This window comes from Sphingobium sp. TomTYG65 (assembly GCF_055395525.1).
Window position 1 is genome coordinate 1,693,068 of record NZ_AP027330.1, and the last position, 17,825, is coordinate 1,710,892.

Annotated in this window: 19 protein-coding genes; 10 read left to right on the forward strand and 9 right to left on the reverse strand. The window is 63.1% G+C overall.

The features are described from left to right. Positions 1-18: 18 nt before the first annotated feature. On the reverse strand, positions 19-1,746 hold the full coding sequence (gene argS, locus ACZ5Y5_RS08310) for an arginine--tRNA ligase (RefSeq protein ID WP_464808179.1): 1,728 nt from the start codon (positions 1,744-1,746) through the stop codon (positions 19-21). 99 nt (positions 1,747-1,845) lie between these two features. Then, a complete protein-coding gene (locus tag ACZ5Y5_RS08315; RefSeq protein ID WP_464810505.1) occupies positions 1,846-2,454 on the reverse strand; it encodes a hypothetical protein in 609 nt (202 codons plus the stop codon). A gap of 154 nt (positions 2,455-2,608) precedes the next feature. Between ACZ5Y5_RS08315 and ispH the strand changes: the two genes are divergently transcribed. The 3 genes from ispH (at position 2,609) to rnhA (ending at position 5,054) form a co-directional block, all read left to right on the forward strand. Next, positions 2,609-3,556 (forward strand): 4-hydroxy-3-methylbut-2-enyl diphosphate reductase, encoded by a 948-nt coding sequence (gene ispH / locus ACZ5Y5_RS08320; protein ID WP_464808180.1) that lies wholly within the window; start codon positions 2,609-2,611, stop codon positions 3,554-3,556. Between the two features lie 3 nt (positions 3,557-3,559). Continuing rightward, a complete protein-coding gene (gene thrB, locus ACZ5Y5_RS08325) occupies positions 3,560-4,534 on the forward strand; it encodes a homoserine kinase (RefSeq protein WP_464808181.1) in 975 nt (324 codons plus the stop codon). A gap of 73 nt (positions 4,535-4,607) precedes the next feature. Next, positions 4,608-5,054, forward strand: coding sequence for a ribonuclease HI (rnhA, locus tag ACZ5Y5_RS08330; RefSeq protein WP_464808182.1), 447 nt, complete (start codon positions 4,608-4,610; stop codon positions 5,052-5,054). Between the two features lie 36 nt (positions 5,055-5,090). Here the strand turns inward: rnhA and ACZ5Y5_RS08335 are convergent, their stop codons facing one another. The 3 genes from ACZ5Y5_RS08335 to ACZ5Y5_RS08345 all read right to left on the reverse strand — a co-directional run bounded on the left by ACZ5Y5_RS08335 (position 5,091) and on the right by ACZ5Y5_RS08345 (position 7,702). After that, entirely contained in the window at positions 5,091-5,456 is a 366-nt protein-coding gene (locus ACZ5Y5_RS08335; RefSeq protein ID WP_464808183.1) for a UrcA family protein, read from the reverse strand. Positions 5,457-5,636: 180 nt separating this feature from the next. Then, entirely contained in the window at positions 5,637-6,740 is a 1,104-nt protein-coding gene (locus tag ACZ5Y5_RS08340; protein WP_464808184.1) for an NAD(P)/FAD-dependent oxidoreductase, read from the reverse strand. After that, positions 6,737-7,702 (reverse strand): alpha/beta fold hydrolase, encoded by a 966-nt coding sequence (locus ACZ5Y5_RS08345; RefSeq protein WP_464810506.1) that lies wholly within the window; start codon positions 7,700-7,702, stop codon positions 6,737-6,739. Before ACZ5Y5_RS08345 ends, ACZ5Y5_RS08340 begins: the two co-directional genes overlap by 4 nt. A gap of 41 nt (positions 7,703-7,743) precedes the next feature. On the opposite strand from ACZ5Y5_RS08345, the gene ACZ5Y5_RS08350 reads away from it, so the two are divergent. The 7 genes from ACZ5Y5_RS08350 (at position 7,744) to ACZ5Y5_RS08380 (ending at position 14,821) form a co-directional block, all read left to right on the forward strand. Beyond that, the gene (locus tag ACZ5Y5_RS08350) at positions 7,744-8,217 is read left to right on the forward strand and encodes an A24 family peptidase (protein WP_464808185.1); all 474 of its coding nucleotides are present in this window, start codon (positions 7,744-7,746) and stop codon (positions 8,215-8,217) included. 50 nt (positions 8,218-8,267) lie between these two features. Then, complete coding sequence (cpaB, locus tag ACZ5Y5_RS08355; RefSeq protein WP_464808186.1) at positions 8,268-9,284, forward strand: Flp pilus assembly protein CpaB; 1,017 nt, start codon at positions 8,268-8,270, stop codon at positions 9,282-9,284. 1 nt (position 9,285) lies between these two features. Further along, positions 9,286-10,803: a type II and III secretion system protein family protein gene (locus tag ACZ5Y5_RS08360; protein ID WP_464808187.1), complete on the forward strand. Its 1,518-nt coding sequence runs from the start codon at positions 9,286-9,288 to the stop codon at positions 10,801-10,803. A gap of 17 nt (positions 10,804-10,820) precedes the next feature. Then, positions 10,821-11,465 (forward strand): CpaD family pilus assembly lipoprotein, encoded by a 645-nt coding sequence (locus ACZ5Y5_RS08365; RefSeq protein ID WP_464808188.1) that lies wholly within the window; start codon positions 10,821-10,823, stop codon positions 11,463-11,465. Positions 11,466-11,467: 2 nt separating this feature from the next. After that, complete coding sequence (locus ACZ5Y5_RS08370) at positions 11,468-12,754, forward strand: AAA family ATPase (protein ID WP_464808189.1); 1,287 nt, start codon at positions 11,468-11,470, stop codon at positions 12,752-12,754. 62 nt (positions 12,755-12,816) lie between these two features. Beyond that, positions 12,817-13,815 (forward strand): type II secretion system F family protein, encoded by a 999-nt coding sequence (locus tag ACZ5Y5_RS08375; protein WP_464808190.1) that lies wholly within the window; start codon positions 12,817-12,819, stop codon positions 13,813-13,815. 16 nt (positions 13,816-13,831) lie between these two features. Beyond that, complete coding sequence (locus ACZ5Y5_RS08380) at positions 13,832-14,821, forward strand: type II secretion system F family protein (protein ID WP_464808191.1); 990 nt, start codon at positions 13,832-13,834, stop codon at positions 14,819-14,821. 64 nt (positions 14,822-14,885) lie between these two features. On the opposite strand, the gene ACZ5Y5_RS08385 is transcribed toward ACZ5Y5_RS08380, so the two are convergent. From ACZ5Y5_RS08385 to ACZ5Y5_RS08400, 4 genes are all read right to left on the reverse strand, one after another. Continuing rightward, positions 14,886-15,578 carry an aspartate/glutamate racemase family protein gene (locus ACZ5Y5_RS08385; protein ID WP_464808192.1) on the reverse strand — a complete coding sequence of 231 codons (693 nt, stop codon included), beginning with the start codon at positions 15,576-15,578 and terminating at the stop codon, positions 14,886-14,888. A 57-nt stretch (positions 15,579-15,635) separates the two neighbouring features. Beyond that, positions 15,636-16,289, reverse strand: coding sequence for a hypothetical protein (locus ACZ5Y5_RS08390; RefSeq protein WP_464808193.1), 654 nt, complete (start codon positions 16,287-16,289; stop codon positions 15,636-15,638). Then, positions 16,286-16,567: a proton-translocating transhydrogenase family protein gene (locus ACZ5Y5_RS08395; RefSeq protein WP_464808194.1), complete on the reverse strand. Its 282-nt coding sequence runs from the start codon at positions 16,565-16,567 to the stop codon at positions 16,286-16,288. The genes ACZ5Y5_RS08390 and ACZ5Y5_RS08395 overlap by 4 nt, the downstream gene beginning before the upstream one ends. 122 nt (positions 16,568-16,689) lie before the next feature. Further along, positions 16,690-17,808 carry an NAD(P) transhydrogenase subunit alpha gene (locus ACZ5Y5_RS08400; RefSeq protein WP_464808195.1) on the reverse strand — a complete coding sequence of 373 codons (1,119 nt, stop codon included), beginning with the start codon at positions 17,806-17,808 and terminating at the stop codon, positions 16,690-16,692. Positions 17,809-17,825 lie beyond the last annotated feature (17 nt).

Consider the following 17,825-nt stretch of genomic DNA (forward strand, 5'->3'; position numbering starts at 1 on the left):
TACCCTGCCTCCGCCTGGCTATTGCATTTCCGTCAACGCGGCCACGCCCATGAGGGCAAGGCCGTTACGGATGATCTGCCCGATTCCGCGGCTTAAGAAAAGGCGTGCGGATGTTGTCTCAAAATCATCCATCAGGATGACGCGAGCGCGCGGATTGTCGTTGCCCAAATTCCACCAGCTGTGGAATTCCGAAGCCAAGTCATTGAGATAAAACGCTATCCTGTGAGGTTCGCGGGCTGAAGCGGCGCCTTCCACCACCCGCGGAAACTGTGCCGCCAACTTAACAAGGTTAAGTTCTGCAGTCCCAAGGCGGGACAGATCCGGGGCAGGAAGTGCGATTCCAGCCTCTTCCGCCCGGCGCCCGAGCGATGAAATGCGGGCATGGGCGTATTGGACGTAGAAGACAGGATTGTCCTTCGACGCCTCCACCACCTTGGCAAAATCGAAGTCCATCTGGGCGTCGGCCTTGCGCGTCAGCATGGTGAAGCGGACGACATCCTTGCCGACTTCGCGCACCACATCGGCGAGTGTCACGAAATTGCCCGCGCGCTTGGACATTTTCACCGGCTCACCATCGCGGAGCAGGCGGACCATCTGGATGAGCTTGACGTCGAAGCGCGCCTTACCCTCCGTCAGCGCGGCAACAGCGGCCTGGATGCGCTTGACGGTTCCGGCATGGTCGGCGCCCCAGATGTCGATCAGCTGGTCGGCGGTCTGGGCCTTTTGAAAATGATAGGCCATGTCAGCGCCGAAATAGGTCCAGCTGCCGTTGGATTTCTTGATCGGGCGGTCCTGATCGTCGCCGAATTTGGTCGAGCGGAACAGCGGCAGTTCGACCGGCTCCCAATCTTCGGGCGTTTCACCCTTGGGCGCTTCGAGGACGCCGTCATAGACGAGGTCGTGATCGCGCAGCCACTGTTCGGCAGCCTCGGGTTTACCGGCGGCCTGAAGTTCAGCTTCGGAGGCGAAGATGTCGTGGTGGATGCCGAGCAGAGCGAGGTCGCTGCGGATCATCTCCATCATCGCGGCCACGGCCTTGGTGCGGAAGAGGACCAGCCAGTCGCTTTCCGGCGCGGCCACGAACTTGTCGCCATATTCGGCGGCGAGCGCCTGGCCGACGGGAACCAGATAGTCGCCCGGATAGAGCCCCTCCGGGATTTCGCCGACATTTTCGCCCAGCGCTTCGCGGTAACGGACATGGGCGGAGCGGGCGAGGACATCGACCTGCCCGCCTGCGTCGTTGATATAATATTCGCGAATGACCTTATGCCCGATATATTCGAGCAGGGTTGCGAGTGCATCGCCTACGACAGCGCCCCGGCAATGGCCCATATGCATGGGGCCGGTAGGGTTGGCGGAGACATATTCGATATTGACCGTGACGCCCTCGCCCGCGGTGGAGCGGCCATAATCCGCCGCCTCGGCATGAATGGCGGCGAGTTCAGCACGCCAGGTGGCGTCGGTGAGCTTCAGGTTGATGAAGCCGGGCCCGGCGATGGCGGCGCTTTCCACCTCTTCAAGCTTTTCGAGGCCGGCGACGATCTTTTCAGCCAAGGCGCGCGGGTTGGTGCCTGCAGGCTTGGCCAGGACCATGGCGGCGTTGGTCGCAAGGTCGCCATGGCTCGCGTCGCGGGGCGGCTCTACCGTGACAGGCTTGCGGTTGAGACCTGCGGGCAGCGTGCCGTCAGCCTCGAGCGCGTCAAGTACGGCGTTCAGATGAGCGGTGAAGCGTATGTAGAGGGACAAGGGGACGGACTTTCTTGCAAAGTCCGTTCGTCCTGAGCCTGTCGAAGGACGCGCGTGGGCTTCGACTTGTCTCAGCCCGAACGGAGAATGGGGCTGCGCTTAGCGGGTCGCGTTATATCGGAGCTGATCCTGGGTCAGATTGAACCCCACGAGCAGCTCGAAACTGGTTCGTTGAAGCGCCGCCCGGACATCGGGCTGGGCGAAGGGATCGATAGCCGCGTCGGCATCGCCCGCCTTGCGCTTCTGCGTGATCTTCGCCTGAATGTCCGCGGGCAGCGTCGCTGCGGCCTTATCGACATAGGATCCGGCCTTGGCGGTCGCGGTAGCGCGATACTGACCTGCGGGGAAGTCCAGCACGACCTGACCCACACGCTTCGCGACCACGGCGTTGCCGCCACGCACCACAGCGGAGAAGAAGGGTAGCGTCACCTGCCGTGCGGCGGTGGCGTCGCTGCGGCGGGCGTTCACAGTGAAAGTCGCCTCGCTATAGAATTGCGCGCCTTCCGAGCAGGTCGAACGCAGATTGCTGATGTTCGCGACCACATCGATCGCGCGCGCATCGGTGCTGCCCGCCGAATTGAAGAGGGTGATATCGCCCGTATAAGCCGGGATCGCCGCGACGGGACAGGCCGAGCGGACGGCGACAATGCCGCCTGTGGGATCGATTTCCCCCCGGCGCGAACAGCCTGCAAGGGCAAGGGCGAGCATTCCAGTCAGCGCAAGTCGAGAAAAGGTCACGAGGCAATCCCTTGGGAACAGGCTGGGGCTTCTTATCCGCACCCCGCCGCTCACGCAACCTAAAGGAACGCGCGTCCGTCCCTCACCCCTTCCTTCCGGCGCGACATTGGCCTAAGCGGCAGGCATGACCGTTCGTCCTCCCTTGAAGCTGCTGATCGCCGCGCCGCGCGGCTTTTGCGCCGGTGTCGATCGCGCCATCATCATCGTCGAGAAGGCGATCGAGAAATATGGCGCGCCCGTCTATGTCCGGCACGAAATCGTCCATAACAAATATGTGGTCGATAGCCTGAAGGCGAAGGGCGCGATTTTTGTCGAGGAACTGGATCAGGTGCCCGATGGCGTCCCGGTCGTCTTTTCCGCCCATGGCGTGCCCAAAGCGGTGCCGGCCAAGGCGGAGGAGCGCGGACTGGATTATCTCGACGCGACCTGTCCGCTTGTCAGCAAGGTTCACCGTCAGGCAGAGCGGCAGGTAGAGGCAGGACGCCACATCCTGTTCATCGGACATAAGGGCCATCCAGAGGTGATCGGCACCTTCGGCCAAGTCGATGCAGGTCATATGACGCTAATCGAAACGGTGGAAGATGCGGAGACTTTCACGCCCACCGATCCGGACAATCTCGCCTTTCTGACCCAGACGACACTGTCGGTCGATGACACCGCCGCGATCGTGGAGACATTACAGCGCCGTTTTCCTTCGATCCACGCGCCGAAGGGCGAGGATATCTGCTACGCGACCTCGAACCGGCAGAGCGCCGTCAAGGCGATCGCGGCCCATTGCGATGCCGTCTATGTGATCGGTGCGCCGAACAGCTCCAATTCGCTGCGCCTGGTCGAAGTCGCCGAGCGTGAAGGCACTTCCGCGCGCCTGATCCAGCGGGCCGACGAGATCGACTTCAGCTGGCTGGCGAATGTCCGCACATTGGGCCTGACGGCGGGTGCATCCGCTCCCGAAGTGCTGGTGCGCGAAGTGGTCGATCGGCTAGCGACACGCTTCGAAGTGACAGAGGACCAGGTGGAAACGGCGCGCGAAAGCATCGCCTTCAAACTGCCCCGCGGGCTGGAGGCTGCGTAAGGAATGGCGGTCTATACTCATGTTCCGGCCGAGGAGATCGACGCCTTCCTCAGCCGCTATGATGCGGGACGGCTCGTTTCGGCTAAGGGCATCGCCGAAGGGGTGGAAAACAGCAATTACCTGCTGGAAACCACCGGCGCTGACGGCAATGGGCACCGCTACATCCTGACGCTGTATGAGAAGCGGGTGAATGAGGCGGACCTGCCCTTCTTCATGGATCTGCTCGATCATTTGGGCGCGCGCGGCTGTCTGGTGCCCCGCTTCATCCCCGACCGGGAGGGCAAACGGCTTCAGCAGCTTGGCGGACGGCCTGCCTGCCTGATCGAATTTCTGACCGGCATATCTTTGACCGAGCCGACGGCGGCTCAAGCGCGGGCAGCCGGGGCTGCGTTGGGGCAGTTGCACCGCGCGGCTGAAGGCTTCACGAGCGAGCGGCGCAATGCGCTGGACCTTGCCGGATGGCATGACCTGGCGGCGAAGTGCGGGGAGCATTTCGACGAGATCACGCCGGGGTTGGGGAAGCGAGTCGCCGAGGAACTGGCTTTCCTTGATGCACATTGGCCGGCTGACTTGCCGCATTCGGTGATTCACGCAGACCTGTTTCCCGACAATGTGCTGATGCTGGGTGATGAGGTGACCGGGCTCATCGACTTTTATTTCAGCTGCACCGACATTCGCGCTTACGACCTTGCCGTGACGCACAGCGCCTGGTGCTTCAGCAACGACGGGGAAGAGTTTTTCTCGGAGCGTTCGGACGCGCTCCTGGCGGGTTATGAGGCAGCGCACGGCCTGTCCGACGCAGAACGGGCGGCCTTTCCGACGCTGTGCCGGGGCGCAGCGCTGCGGTTCCTGCTGACGCGCGCCTATGACTGGATCAACACGCCGCCCGATGCGCTGGTGACGCGTAAAGACCCCCTCGCCTATCTGCGGCGGTTGGATTTTTATGCAGGCGCCGGAGCGGAGCTGCTGGCCGCGTGAAGACCCATTTCCTGTTCCGTCCGGTTCGAGCACATCCCTTTCTCGGCCTCGCTCGACACGAGCCGAGGCGGGGATGACCGACCTTCCGCAAGTTGAAATCTTCACCGATGGCGCGTGCAAGGGCAATCCAGGCCCTGGCGGCTGGGGAGCGGTGCTGCGCTTTGGCGACAAGGAGAAGGAGATTTCCGGCGGCGAGGCGATGACCACCAATAACCGCATGGAGATGATGGCAGCAGTGGAAGCGCTGAACGCGTTGAAGCGCCCGTGCCAGGTGACGCTCTATACCGACAGCAAATATGTCATGGACGGCATCACCAAATGGGTATTCGGCTGGCAGAAAAATGGCTGGAAGACCGCCGACAGAAAGCCGGTAAAAAATGCTGAGATATGGCAGACGCTACTTGCAGCAGCCGCACGGCATCAAGTGACCTGGCAGTGGGTGAAAGGTCATGCAGGTCATCCCGAAAACGAACGTGCTGACCAACTCGCCTGTGCGGCGGCCGAAAGCTTCCGGTCGTAGGGAGCGTTTGGCGGCGCTCCCCTAGACCCGACCGGCTCAAGGATAGCGTTGCTGCCAGTCAGCCGGATAAGGCGGTTGCCACGGATTGCCAGCGACCCAGGTCGTACCGCGTGGCGCGAAGCCTTCCTCCACCGTCCCGGCACGCGCCATCGCATCCTTCAGCGCGGCGTCGCGGCATGAAGGCACGACCGCCGAGCCGCTGTCCGTTTCGCCTAGCTTATCGCACAGGAAACGGGCCGTGAGAGCCAAACGATGGCGAAGCTCATCCCTTCCAGCCTTGGTGCTCAGGTCGAGATCGGCATAGCTGACAGGTTGCGAGAGAGATCGTACGCTGTCGGGCGCTTTGCCGATGACGGTTATTTCCTCACTGTTCTGAGCAAAGCTTGTGCCGCTGCTAGCCATAAACAGCCCGGATAAAATCAGGGCTGAACCTGATAGTATCGACTTTCTCATGACGGCATCCTCCTATTCAAGGATTGGCCGCTTCTTTATTGTTGCACATCTAGGCGCTGGGCGGCCAACGAACTAACGTGAGGCGTGGCGGTTCGTTCCGCTTGCGACGCCGAGACGCGCCAGCCAAGCTTAGCGGAAGCGAGCTGGCGAATAGATCACAGGCTCTATCGCGGCGACAGCATCATGCCTTGCGTTCCCCGTCAGCAAACTCGCACCCAGCAGCGCCGCCGCTGGTGCGGTCTGGATGCCGAATCCGCCCTGCCCAGCGAACCAGAAGAAGCCGGGAGCAGCGGGATCGAAGCCGAAGACGGGCGCGCGATCGGCTGCGAAGCTGCGCAAGCCTGCCCATTTGCGCTCAACAGCTTCGATCGGCCAATCCACCACTTCCTGAAAACGGGCAATCGCCTCCGCGACCGCCAATTCTTCAGGCGCAGCATCGCAGGGGGCTGACGGTTCCTCGTCATGCGGGGTCAGCCACACACGCCCTGGCCCCTCCGGCTTGAAATAGAAGCGCGAAGACAGATCCATGATCAAGGGCAGATCAGCGGAGGGCATATCGGGCACGCGCAGCTGCACCACGTTGCGCAGCAGGGGCGTTATGCCGATGGGGGCTACGCCGCTGCGCTGCGCGACATCGTCGGCCCATGCACCGGCCGCATTCACCAGCACACCGCAGTCGATTGCGCCTCCACTGGTCTGGAGCCGCCATCCTGCGGAGCCGCCACTGGCGCTTGCAAGGGAGACGCCCAGCTGCAACGTCCCGCCCCTTGCGCGGAATTGGCGGAGGTAAGCCTGGTGCAGCGCCGCCACGTCGATATCGCATACGGCGGGCTCCAGTAGCCCGACAGTCCATTGCGGGCGCAGCCCCCGCACCAACCCAGCGGGTTCAACGGGGCGCAGTTCGACCCGGCCTGCGAACTCCTTCATCAACCGGTCGCGTGCGGGCTCGTCACCGGCACGCCCGATGTGCAAGGTGCCGCGAGGAGACAGAAAGGATCGCGGAGAAAAGTCAGGGTCCGGCGATCTGAGCAAGGGCCCCGACGCGCTCGTCAGCGGCTGAACCAAGCGGCCGCCATAGGTTTCTTCCCAAAAAGCGACGGACCGGCCGGTGGCGTGATAGCCAGCGCTATCCTCCCGCTCCAGGATCAGCACAGAGGCTTCGCCCACCAGTTCCGCGCCAAGGCTTGCGCCGGCAATGCCGCCGCCGATGATCACGATGTCGAAGTAGCTCATGACGGTGCTGCTTCATCCAGAAAATCATCGATCCGCCGCAGGGCATCAAGCCGGACTGGGTCCAGCTCACGCAATATCTCATGCGCCGCTTCCGCCCCATAAACATGCAGCCGCGCACCGGGAATGCGCGCGGCGATGCGGCGGATGGCGGGGGTGGAAACCAGCCGGTCAGCCTCGGTCGCCAAGACCAGCAACGGAACGGCGATCCGCTCCAAGCCGCCGCCATGCTCCAATTCGCGCGTCGATTGCAGCGCCTGCGCCACCCAGCGCCAGCTTGGCGCACCTAAGGCCACATCCCTGCTATGATCGCGCCACCAGAGTTCGTCGGCATAGCGTTCCGGATCATGCGTCAGCCGCTTCTGACGCATTGCCCGCTGACGGCCGGAGTCCTCCTTTTGCGTCCACGCCTGGCGGCTTTCCAGGCCGAGGGCGCACATGGAGCGCGCTATAGCGACCGCCAGCCAGCGTGGCAGGGGAGAGGTGTGGACGTCCATCATCGGCGCGATGGCGACGGCGGCGTGGGGCGGCGGCATCCCTTCGGCGAGTGCGCGCAGCAGTAAGTGCCCGCCCATGCTGTGTGCGACGATCACGCAAGGCCCGGGTCCATGGCTGCGCCAGTCGGACACGAACGCGTTCAGGTCCGCGATCCATTGCGCGAAGTCATCAATGTGGCCGCAAAGCGGATCGCCGGTCAGCCTGCCCGATCCCCCCTGCCCCCGCCAGTCGAAGGCGGTGACGGCCCAGCCGCGGCCCGCCCAATGATCGATGACCTCCAGATATTTCTCGATCATGTCGCCGCGACCGCCCAGCATGAGCAATCGGCCGCGCTCTCCGTCGCCCAAATGGTAGCGGCGCAGGGGCCAGCCGTTAGGCGCGGACCAGTAGTCCAGCCGCCCGTTCATCGGCCAGGCGCGGCGGTCAAAGGCCGGGAGAACGGAGACGGGCGAATCCATGGGGCGCATGGTTACGGTTTGGTAAGCCATCGGGTCTAGGGTTTAGATCCATGATGGGGGAATATTTCAGACTGGCGCTGCTGTGCGCCCTTGGCCTGCTGCTGATCACCGCATCCGTGACGGATTTGCGATCGCGCATCATCTCCAACCGGCTGAACCTTGCCATCGCTGCGCTCGCGCCGCTCTGGTGGATGGCCAGCGGCTTGCCGGTGTGGCCGGGCATGGTGCTGCAGGTGGGCGTCGCGCTGGCGGTGTTCGCGCTGTTTGCCACGCTCTTCGCCATGGGCTGCATGGGCGGCGGCGACGTGAAGCTGTTGGGCGCACTGGCGCTGTGGTTCCCCTGGGCCGCCATGCTGTCGATGTTGATGGTGATGGCGCTCATCGGCGGCGTGGTGACCATCGTCACAGTGGTGCACCACCGCATGACCAGAACGCTGGGCCAACCCCAGATTCCTTACGGTATCGCAATATCCGTCGCCGCGCTGTGGTTGATTGGCGAACGATATCTTAACCATTTTGCGTAAAATTCGGGGCTCGGGCGCAACTCGCCTGATTGAGGGAGACGAATTTCATCATGGACGGCAAGAAAATCGTGCTGCTGGCGGGAGCGCTAATCATAGCGATCACAACAGCCCTTCTCGCGCGCAACATGCTGAGTTCGTCAGGCGCGCCGCAAGCCAGTGCCTCATCCATGCCCGTGGAAGCAGACCAGCCCCATGTTCTGGTCGCGACCAAGGCGCTGCCTGTTGGCACCATCCTGGACGCGGAAAGCTTCCGCTTTCAGCCCTGGCCCAAGGATCTGGTCGAGCAGGCCTATTATATTCAGGGCCAGGCCGATCCCGCCAAGCTGGTGGGAAGCGTTGTGCGTACCGCCATTTCGGCCGGTCAGCCCATGACGGTCGGTTCGGTCATCAAGCCGGGTGAGCGCGGTTTCCTCGCCGCAGCTCTCGGGCCGGGCATGCGCGCCGTCACCGTGCCGGTATCGGCGCAGAATTCGGTCGCGGGCTTCGTCTTTCCCGGCGATCGCGTCGATCTTATGCTGACGCAGAGCGTTTCGGGCGGCGGTGACGGTGAACCGCTCAAAGTTTCCGAGACCATCCTGCGCAACCTGCGCGTCCTCGCCACCGATCAGCGCATGGACGCGCTGGGCGCGGACGGAAAGCCAGTCGTGCAGACCTATTCCAACGTGACCATCGAAGTGACGCCCAAGATCGCGGAGAAGATTGCGGTGGCGCAGACCATCGGATCGCTGTCGCTGACGCTGCGATCGATCGCTGACAACACCTCCGACCTCGATGCCGCCATCGCGGGTTCCGATGTCGATATGGCGGATGCGACCAATCCGAACGCGGAAAAGAAGATCATCGCCAAGCTCGCCGCTCGCCCGATCGACAAGGGCAGCACCTATTCCACCGGCGCCGACGTGTCTCGCTACCAGCGCAGCTCCGTCCCCGCCAAGCCGCTGCAGACCGCCTCTGCCGCCGCCGTACCCGCTGGGGGCGCTCCGGCAGCGATCGGCGTGGGCAGCGGACCCGTGATCCGCGTCGCGCGCGGCACCAATGTGACCGTCGTTCCGGTCGGGGGGAAATAAGATGAAGCGTCTCAACCTTCAGGCGGGTAAGGCGGTAGTCAAACCGCTGATCGGCCCCGCCATCGCACTGGGCCTGGCGGCCGCCATGGCGGCCGCGCCGACGACCGCCCTCAATGCAGCGCCCGCGTCCATGCAGGACAATGCGATCCTGATGTCGGTCGGCGGCAGCAAGGTCATCAACCTCAACGCCAAGATGTCGGACGTCGTGATCGGCGACCCCAATGTGGTCGATGTTCATGTCCGCGCCCAGAACCAGCTTTACCTGATCGCCAAGGCGGCGGGCGAAACGACCGTCTTCGTCACCGCGACCAACGGCAAGGTGCTGTTTTCCGGCACAGTGCGGGTCGGCAACAACCTGACCAGCATCGACGACATGCTGAAGCTGGCGATGCCGGGGGCTGACATCGCGGTCAACAAGATGAACGGCATGGTCCTGCTGACCGGCACCGTCGCGGCTCCCGAGGATGCCGCAGAAGCGGAGCGGCTGACCCAGGCGTTCGTCGGCAAGGAGGTGACGGTGGTCAGCCGCCTGCGCACCGCCACGCCGCTGCAGGTCAACCTGCAGGTGAAGATCGCGGAAGTGAGCCGCGACCTCGGTCATCAGATCGGGGTGAATATTTCGGCGCTTGCGAACGGCCCCGGCCGCGTGATCGACAGCATCGGCCGCGCCGATCGCAACTTCGTAACGCGTTCCACCAGCGCGACAGGTACGACATACACTTTCAACCAGCCGAGCGACGGCAGCACTTCACTGGGCTTCGTTGCTAACCTGCTGGGCATGGACGTTGCAGGCGCGCTGGACCTTGCCGAATCGAGCGGCCTTGCGACAGCCCTTGCGCAGCCCAATCTAACCGCGCTGTCGGGCGAAACGGCGAGCTTCCTGGCGGGTGGCGAATATCCCTACACCGTTAGCAACGGCACGCAGGGCAACAGCATCGAGTTCAAGCAATATGGCGTGCAGCTTGCCTTCACGCCGACCGTGCTGGCCGATGGCCGCATCTCGCTTCGCGTGCGTCCGACTGTATCGAGCCTGGACTTTTCGGTGAACACGACCGTCCCCGCGCTCAAGAGCCGCACGGCTGAGACTACGGTCGAACTGGGTTCGGGTCAGGCCTTCATGATCGCGGGCCTGCTCAACAACGACACCGCAAATTCGATCAGCAAGACACCGGGCTTCGGCGAGATTCCGATCCTGGGCAGCTTGTTCAAGTCGCGTCGCTTCCAGCGGCATGAAACCGAACTGGTCATTCTGGTCACCCCCTATCTGGTGAAGCCGATGAACGCTTCGGAGGCTCGCCTGCCCACAGACGGCTTCCGGAACGCCAATGTGGGCCAAGGCCTGCTGTTGCAGCAGGGTAATGACGGGGTGAGCGGCGCCCGTGCGCCGATGCCGCGCCGCGAGCCCACTGGCCCTGCCCCCACCCCCGGCCCGCAAGCGTCCGCACCACTCCCGCCGCTCGCGTCCCGTGATGAGGGCAAGCGTTCGGCCAAGGCCGCCGCGCCCGGCTTCAGCTTCTGATCGGAAGGACGACAATCATGACTTCCATATCCGCAAAGAATATCGTCCGCGTCGGCCTGGTCGCCTTGCTGGCGCTGCCGCTGGCAGCTGAGGCCAAGCCCAACCGCAGCGTGGATTCGGTCCACCAGCCGGTGGTCAGTCACACAGCCTTCATTTATGATGTGCAAGCGGGTTCAGATGGCGGCTTGCCGGCCGCCGAAGCTCGCCGCCTGGACGATTGGTTCGCATCCATCGGCCTTGGCTATGGTGATCAGGTAGCTATCGTAGCCGATGGCTATTCCAACCCAACCCTGAACGAAGGCATCGCCGATGTCGTCGCCCGCCACGGCATGCTGGTGGGCGAGGACAGTTCGGCCGCCGCAGGCGCGGCTCCCGCTGGCAGCGTCCGTCTGGTCGTGCGCCGCGCCACTGCGAGCGTTCCCGGCTGCCCTGACTGGTCTAACAAGTCCGAAACCGGTCTTAGCCTGGGCAGCGGGTCCAATTTCGGCTGCGGCGTCAATGGCAGCTTGGCCGCCATGGTCGCCAATCCCAATGACTTGGTCCGTGGCCAGACCAACGAAAGCGATCTGCGCACCGCAACATCGAACCGGGCGATTTCGACCTATCGCGAAAAGGCGCCGACCGGATCGGGAGATCTCAAATCGCTGTCGGGAGGCCGCTGATCATGAACGCACCCTGGAAACCTGCCATGTCTGGACAGCGCGATCCGTTCCACGCCTTTGTTTGCGACGACCATAGCCACGACATGCTGGCGATGGTTGCGGCCGAAATGGGCTGGGCCCCTGAAAAGGTGAACAAGGGCGGCATGCGCAACGCCGTACAGAGCCTGTCGGTCAGCGCATCACCGCAGATCCTGTTCATCGACATGTCGGAAAGCGGCGATCCGTTGAACGATATCAACAGCCTGGCGGAAGTCTGCGAACCAGGTACGGTGGTGATCGCGGCGGGGCAGGTCAATGACGTGCGCCTATATCGCGATCTGCTCGCGAGCGGCATTCAGGACTATTTGCTAAAGCCCTTTGGCGCCGATCAGTTGCGCGACGCTCTGGCACAGGCGCAGGCGGTGTTTTTCGCGCCGCGCGACGCTGCTCCTGAACGTCCGCACATGACTGCGGCAGTCATCGGCACGCGCGGTGGCGTGGGCGCATCCAGCATTGCGACGTCGCTGGGCTGGCTGCTGTCGGAAAAGCAGAAGCGGCCTACCGCCCTGCTCGACCTGGACGTTCATTTCGGCACCAACGCGCTGGCGATGGACCTTGAACCCGGCCGCGGGCTTACCGACGCGATCGATAATCCCAGCCGCATCGACGGCCTCTTCATCGAACGCGCCATGGTGCGTGCGAGCGACACGCTGGCCATCTTGTCGGCCGAAGCGCCGATCAGCCAGCCGATGCTGACGGATGGCGGCGCTTTCTATCAGTTGCTGGAGGAATTCCGCGCCGCGTTCGAGTGCAGCGTGATCGACCTGCCGCGCCATATGCTGATCCAGCATCCGCACCTGATGAGCGACGTCAATGTGGCGGTTGTCGTCACCGAACTGACGCTGGCGGCTGCGCGCGATTCGATCCGCATTCTTTCCTGGCTGAAGAGCAATGCGCCACAATCGCGCGTGTTGGTGGTCGCCAACCGCGTGCATGCGGGCGTCCCGGAAATCAGCCGCAAGGACTTCGAAACTTCTATCGAGCGCAAGGTCGATATCCTTATCCCGTTCGACCTGCGCATCGCGGCTCAGTCGGCCAAGCTCGGCAAGACGCTGGCGGAGACGGCCAAGGGCAGCAAGGTCGGGACGGCCTGCGCATCCTTGCTCGATGCGGTGGTTGGCGCAGCCGACGAGCGTGACGCCGACGGCGAAGGCAAAGCGGCGAAGAAAAAGAAGGGCGACTCCCTGCTGGGCAAGATCGGCGATCTCAAGAGCCTGATCCCCGCCCGCAAGGACAAGGCGACAGCGTAAGTTCAAAAGCATGTCGCGCCGCCAGGGGGCGGCGAGACGGCTTTACGGGAATGGGCGAACAGATGGACGGAAATTTCATCCTGCTACTAGTGCTGCTGACCTCCCTGATAGGGCTGGTCGCATTTGCGTTCGCCGGGCCTTCCGCCGACAAGGCCAGCAAACGGCGGGTCGCCCTGATCCGGGAACGTCACAGCGGCTCGACCGATGCGCTGATGGAAGCGCGGATGCGCAAGGCCATCTCTAACCGGCAGCCCGGCACCGAGATGAAGATGCTTGTGTCGCTGGTCCCCAATCCGGAAAATCTCGCCAAGCGCATTCGCATGACCGGCAAGAAGTGGACGGTCAGCCAATATATGACGGCATGCGCGGTCGTGTTCCTCACACTGTGCGCATTTCTGTTCATACGCGGCTTTCCTCCACTGCTGGCTATCATGGTCAGCCTGGCGGCGGGTCTTGCCCTGCCCCATTTGTGGGTCGGGCGCCTGATCAAAAAGCGCGTGCTTCAGTTCACCGCCAAATTTCCAGACGCTCTGGAGCTGCTGACGCGCGGCCTGCGCTCGGGCTTGCCGATCACCGAAACGCTGGGCGTCGTAGCGGGCGAAGTGCCGGGCCCTGTCGGTGAAGAGTTCAAGCTGATCACCGAACGGATCAAGATCGGCAAGACGATGGATCAGGCGCTGCAGGAAACGGCAGACCGGCTCGGCACGCCGGAATTCCAGTTTTTCGTCATCAGCTTGGCGATCCAGCGGGAAACCGGCGGCAACTTGGCCGAAACCCTGTCGAACCTCGCCACGGTGCTGCGCCAGCGCGCTCAGATGAAGCTGAAGATCAGGGCCATGTCCTCCGAATCCAAGGCGTCGGCCTATATTATCGGGGCGCTGCCATTCCTGGTTTTCGGCATGATCTGCTACATCAACTTCCAATATATGGCCCCGTTCTTCACGGCTGACCCGGCTGGCCTGTTCGGGATGTCGACGATGCAGGTGATCGGCATTGGCGGCATGTGCTGGATGGCCATCGGTGTCTTCATCATGGCGCAGATGATCAACTTCGAGATCTGACGGGAAAGAGACAGACATGGAAACCGCTCCCGTCGCCGGAACGCTCTTCGGCCTTTCCGCTACCGACTTCGGCACCTTGCTGGCCGCCGTCGCGACCCTGGCGATGCTGTTCGTTCTCTATTCGGTCATGACCGTGCGAGATCCCATGGCCAAGCGCGTAAAGGCTCTGAACGAGCGCCGTGAGCAATTGAAGGCGGGTATCACCGCCTCCACCGCCCGCCGCCGCGCGAAGCTGGTCAAGAAAAATCAGGCGACGGACCAGATGCGGTCGTTCCTCTCGAGCCTGAAGGTGCTGCAGGACGATCAGCTCAAGGACGCGCAGATCAAGCTGGCGCAGGCGGGCATCCGGTCGAAGGATTGGGCGGTCGCCGTGATCTTCGGTCGCATGGTGTTGCCGATCGTGATCGGCGGCACGGCGGCGCTGCTGCTGTATGGCGTTGGCATGTTCCCGGACTGGGGCGGCGCCAAGCGCTTCATGGCGTTCGCTGGCGCGTTGCTGCTATCCTACAAAGCGCCGGACATCTTCATCGACAACCAGATTCAGAAGCGCTCCGCGGCGATCCGCAAGGGGTTGCCGGACGCGCTCGACCTGCTCGTCATCTGCGCCGAAGCAGGCTTGACAGTCGATGCGGCCTTCGCTCGCGTAGCGAAGGAATTAGGCAAGGCTTATCCCGAGTTGGGCGACGAATTCCAGCTGACCGCGATCGAACTCAGCTTCCTGACCGAACGGCGCATGGCCTTTGAAAATCTGGCGACGCGCGTGAAGCTGGACGCAATCAAGGGCGTGGTTACGACCATGATCCAGACAGAGAAATACGGCACGCCGCTCGCCTCGGCGCTGCGCGTGCTGTCGGCTGAATTCCGCCACGAACGCATGATGCGTGCCGAGGAAAAGGCCGCGCGCCTGCCCGCAATCATGACGGTGCCGCTGATCCTGTTCATTCTGCCGACGCTGTTCGTCGTGATCCTGGGTCCGGCGGCCTGCTCGATCAGTACGGCGTTCTGACGAATTTAGAGGGGAGAAGGGGGCGTCGAAAGGCGACCCCCTTTTTGTTGGTTCAGGGCAGAGCTTAGTCGCCGAGGATCACATCCACACCGGCCCGCGCATGGATGGCCGTGCCGTCGTAGATCGGCAACACATTGGCCTTCACATCGACGATCATCTCCAGCTCCGTACAGGCGAGGATCGCCGCCTGGACATTTTCCTTCGCGATGTCGGTCAGTTCGGACCGCATATAGCGTTCAGAGTCGCGGCTGACCTTGCCGATCGTCAACTCCTCATAGACGATGCGGTCGATACGCTCGGCCAGTTCCAGATCAGGGGGCAGCAACGAAATACCGTGGCCCACTAGCCGCTGGCGGTAGAATTTCTCGGTCATGACATTGCGGGTGCCAATCAACGCCGCCTTGTGCACGCCGTCTGCCTTCATCTTGCGGCCAACGGCGTCGGCAATGTTGATGATCGGCGTGTCCACGCCCGCCTGAACCTCGTCATAGACGCGGTGCATGCTGTTAGCGCAAATCAGCAGGGCCTTGGCTCCAGCCTGTTCGAGCCGCCGGGCTGACGCGATCAGCACTTGCGCCGCATAGGCCCATTCCTCATCCGTAGTGGAGCGGCCGATATCGGCGAAGTCCAGACTTTCGATCAGCAGCGGCGCGCTATGCTGGCCGCCCTTCGCGCGGTAAACCGCCTGATTGATGATCTGATAATAACGCGCCGTCGATGTCCAGCTGAGACCGCCGATCAGACCGAGCTTTTGCATGTAGCGCCTTATCCTAATTGCCCCGGCAGGAATCTCCTGCATCTTTCCGGTCAAGCGTTACGGACGGCGCCCCGCATCGGCAAGCCCCTTCCAGTGTGCTCTACCACATATGCGCAGCGCGCTGCCCATACCCGCCGCTCCGGCGAGCCCGCCCGCAACTACCATACCGACATTCTGCAGCAGGAAGGCCAAGGCCGCCGCCGACCAACCCGCCATCGCGATCGTCAGCGCAAGCAGCGCCGGACCGGCTATGCTGCGCCGGATTCCGGCAGCTATGGAAAAGGAAGATGCGGCTCCGCCCGCCAGCATGGTCAGCACCAGCAGCAGCGCTTGCTGAGTCTCGACCTTATCGCTGCCCTCGGCGATCAGTCCAAAGGCATAGGGGTTCAACCAGATGGCGGCGGCCGCGCATAAGGCAGCGCACCCGCTCAGCCCGACGAGCGACGTCAGGAGCGAGATCAGCCGAGGACCAGGCCATTCACGCGCTAACAGCAGACCTACTGCGGCGCCAATGACCAGCGCGCCGATGATTTCGGGCGTGTTGATGACGTCGATGCCATAGGCCGCTGCGGCGCACAGCAGAAGAACCCCTGCCGCTGCGGCATGAAGCTGCGCCCGTGCTGATAGGCCGCCAACCCGCCATATCGCCAGGACGAACAGCAGTGCGGCTAATACCCAGGCGAGCGTAATTGTATCGATGGCGACGATCATCGCCGAGACGCAGTCCGCTTAACCAATTCCGAGCGGCGCACGGCGATAAAGCTTCCGCAGAAAGAGGCGCTCGCGAGGAGGACAGCCGCCAGACCGAGATAGCGCGCAGCGGCACTGCCGGTTTCGGCCGCGACGATCAGCGCGCCAGCGACGCCGGCGGACGATAGCAAGATAAGCCGGCCGAGAAGGCTTGGTACATTATCAAGCGGTACGCGCCATACCGCAATTGCGCCAACTATACAGGCGAGGAGAAAGGAAAAGAAGAGAAGTGCGCTCATTCCGGTTCCTGAGTTCCTCTTCCTCTTGCAGGAACTGGGCAGAAGGAATGGAGAAGGCGTACGATCCTATTCCCCCTCCTGCCCCCTCCCCGCCGTGTGCGGCAGGGAGGGTCAGACAGCCACTACAGCAACCGTTCGCTAACGACCTTGCCGCCCTGCGTCACGCGGATGGCGTTGCCGATTTCCTCGTCCAGCACCGGCGCATTCTGTTCCTTGTTCCAGAAGGCCGAGAGGAAATTGTAGAGGTTACGGGCGAACAGGGCTGACGAGTCTGCAGCGAGGCGCGAGGGCACATTCTTGTGACCCACGATCTTCACACCATGGCGTTCGACCACCTGGCCCAGCACCGCGCCCTCAACATTGCCGCCCTGCTCGACCGCCAGATCGACGATCACGCTGCCCGGCCGCATCGTCGCGATCTGCGCATCGGTGATGAGGCGGGGCGCGGGCTTGCCCGGGATCAGCGCTGTGGTGATGACGATATCCTGCTTGGCAATGTGGCTGGATACCAGTTCGGCCTGAGCCTTCTGATATTCGTCCGACATCTCGGTGGCATAGCCGCCCTTGCCTTCGCCTTCGATGCCAGCGACGCTCTCGACGAACACCGCCTTGGCGCCAAGGCTCTCGATCTGCTCCTTGGTCGCGGAGCGGACGTCGGTCGCCGACACCTGCGCACCCAGACGCTTGGCAGTTGCGATCGCCTGAAGCCCTGCGACGCCCACGCCCATGATAAATGCCTTGGCCGGCGAGACAGTGCCTGCCGCGGTCATCATCATCGGGAAGGCCCGGCCATATTCATAAGCCGCGTCCAGCACAGCCTTGTAACCGGCAAGGTTCGACTGCGAGGAAAGAATGTCCATCGACTGCGCGCGCGTGATGCGCGGCATGAATTCCATGGCCAGCGCTTCATAGCCCGCAGCTGCATAGGCATCGACGCGCGCCCGCTCGACAAAGGGGTTCAGCCCCGCGACGATCCACGCACCGGGCTTGGCGCCGCCGATGCTGGCCACTTCAGGACCCTGCACACCCAATATGATGTCTGCGTCAGCGACCGTTGCCGCCCGATCGGCGACCGTCGCGCCCATCGCGGCATAGTCGGCATCGGCGATGGCGGCGGAGAAACCCGCGCCAGCTTCCACAGCGACATCGGCGCCAAGCGCCTTGAACTTCTTGACTGTTTCCGGCGTACCGGCAACGCGGCGCTCGCCCTCGGCAAGCTCCTTGATGATTGCAATCTTCATCGACATCCCCCTCGCGG

Coding starts and splice junctions, on each gene's coding strand:
- ACZ5Y5_RS08345 (WP_464810506.1), bottom strand. CDS start 7,702: ATGCGCCCCATGGATTCGCCCGTCTCCGTTCTCCCGGCCTTTGACCGC.
- ispH (WP_464808180.1), top strand. CDS start 2,609: ATGACCGTTCGTCCTCCCTTGAAGCTGCTGATCGCCGCGCCGCGCGGC.
- ACZ5Y5_RS08380 (WP_464808191.1), top strand. CDS start 13,832: ATGGAAACCGCTCCCGTCGCCGGAACGCTCTTCGGCCTTTCCGCTACC.
- ACZ5Y5_RS08340 (WP_464808184.1), bottom strand. CDS start 6,740: ATGAGCTACTTCGACATCGTGATCATCGGCGGCGGCATTGCCGGCGCA.
- ACZ5Y5_RS08385 (WP_464808192.1), bottom strand. CDS start 15,578: ATGCAAAAGCTCGGTCTGATCGGCGGTCTCAGCTGGACATCGACGGCG.
- ACZ5Y5_RS08370 (WP_464808189.1), top strand. CDS start 11,468: ATGAACGCACCCTGGAAACCTGCCATGTCTGGACAGCGCGATCCGTTC.
- ACZ5Y5_RS08360 (WP_464808187.1), top strand. CDS start 9,286: ATGAAGCGTCTCAACCTTCAGGCGGGTAAGGCGGTAGTCAAACCGCTG.
- ACZ5Y5_RS08350 (WP_464808185.1), top strand. CDS start 7,744: ATGATGGGGGAATATTTCAGACTGGCGCTGCTGTGCGCCCTTGGCCTG.
- cpaB (WP_464808186.1), top strand. CDS start 8,268: ATGGACGGCAAGAAAATCGTGCTGCTGGCGGGAGCGCTAATCATAGCG.
- ACZ5Y5_RS08390 (WP_464808193.1), bottom strand. CDS start 16,289: ATGATCGTCGCCATCGATACAATTACGCTCGCCTGGGTATTAGCCGCA.
- ACZ5Y5_RS08395 (WP_464808194.1), bottom strand. CDS start 16,567: ATGAGCGCACTTCTCTTCTTTTCCTTTCTCCTCGCCTGTATAGTTGGC.
- ACZ5Y5_RS08375 (WP_464808190.1), top strand. CDS start 12,817: ATGGACGGAAATTTCATCCTGCTACTAGTGCTGCTGACCTCCCTGATA.
- ACZ5Y5_RS08365 (WP_464808188.1), top strand. CDS start 10,821: ATGACTTCCATATCCGCAAAGAATATCGTCCGCGTCGGCCTGGTCGCC.
- rnhA (WP_464808182.1), top strand. CDS start 4,608: ATGACCGACCTTCCGCAAGTTGAAATCTTCACCGATGGCGCGTGCAAG.
- ACZ5Y5_RS08335 (WP_464808183.1), bottom strand. CDS start 5,456: ATGGCTAGCAGCGGCACAAGCTTTGCTCAGAACAGTGAGGAAATAACC.
- thrB (WP_464808181.1), top strand. CDS start 3,560: ATGGCGGTCTATACTCATGTTCCGGCCGAGGAGATCGACGCCTTCCTC.
- ACZ5Y5_RS08315 (WP_464810505.1), bottom strand. CDS start 2,454: ATGCTCGCCCTTGCCCTTGCAGGCTGTTCGCGCCGGGGGGAAATCGAT.
- ACZ5Y5_RS08400 (WP_464808195.1), bottom strand. CDS start 17,808: ATGAAGATTGCAATCATCAAGGAGCTTGCCGAGGGCGAGCGCCGCGTT.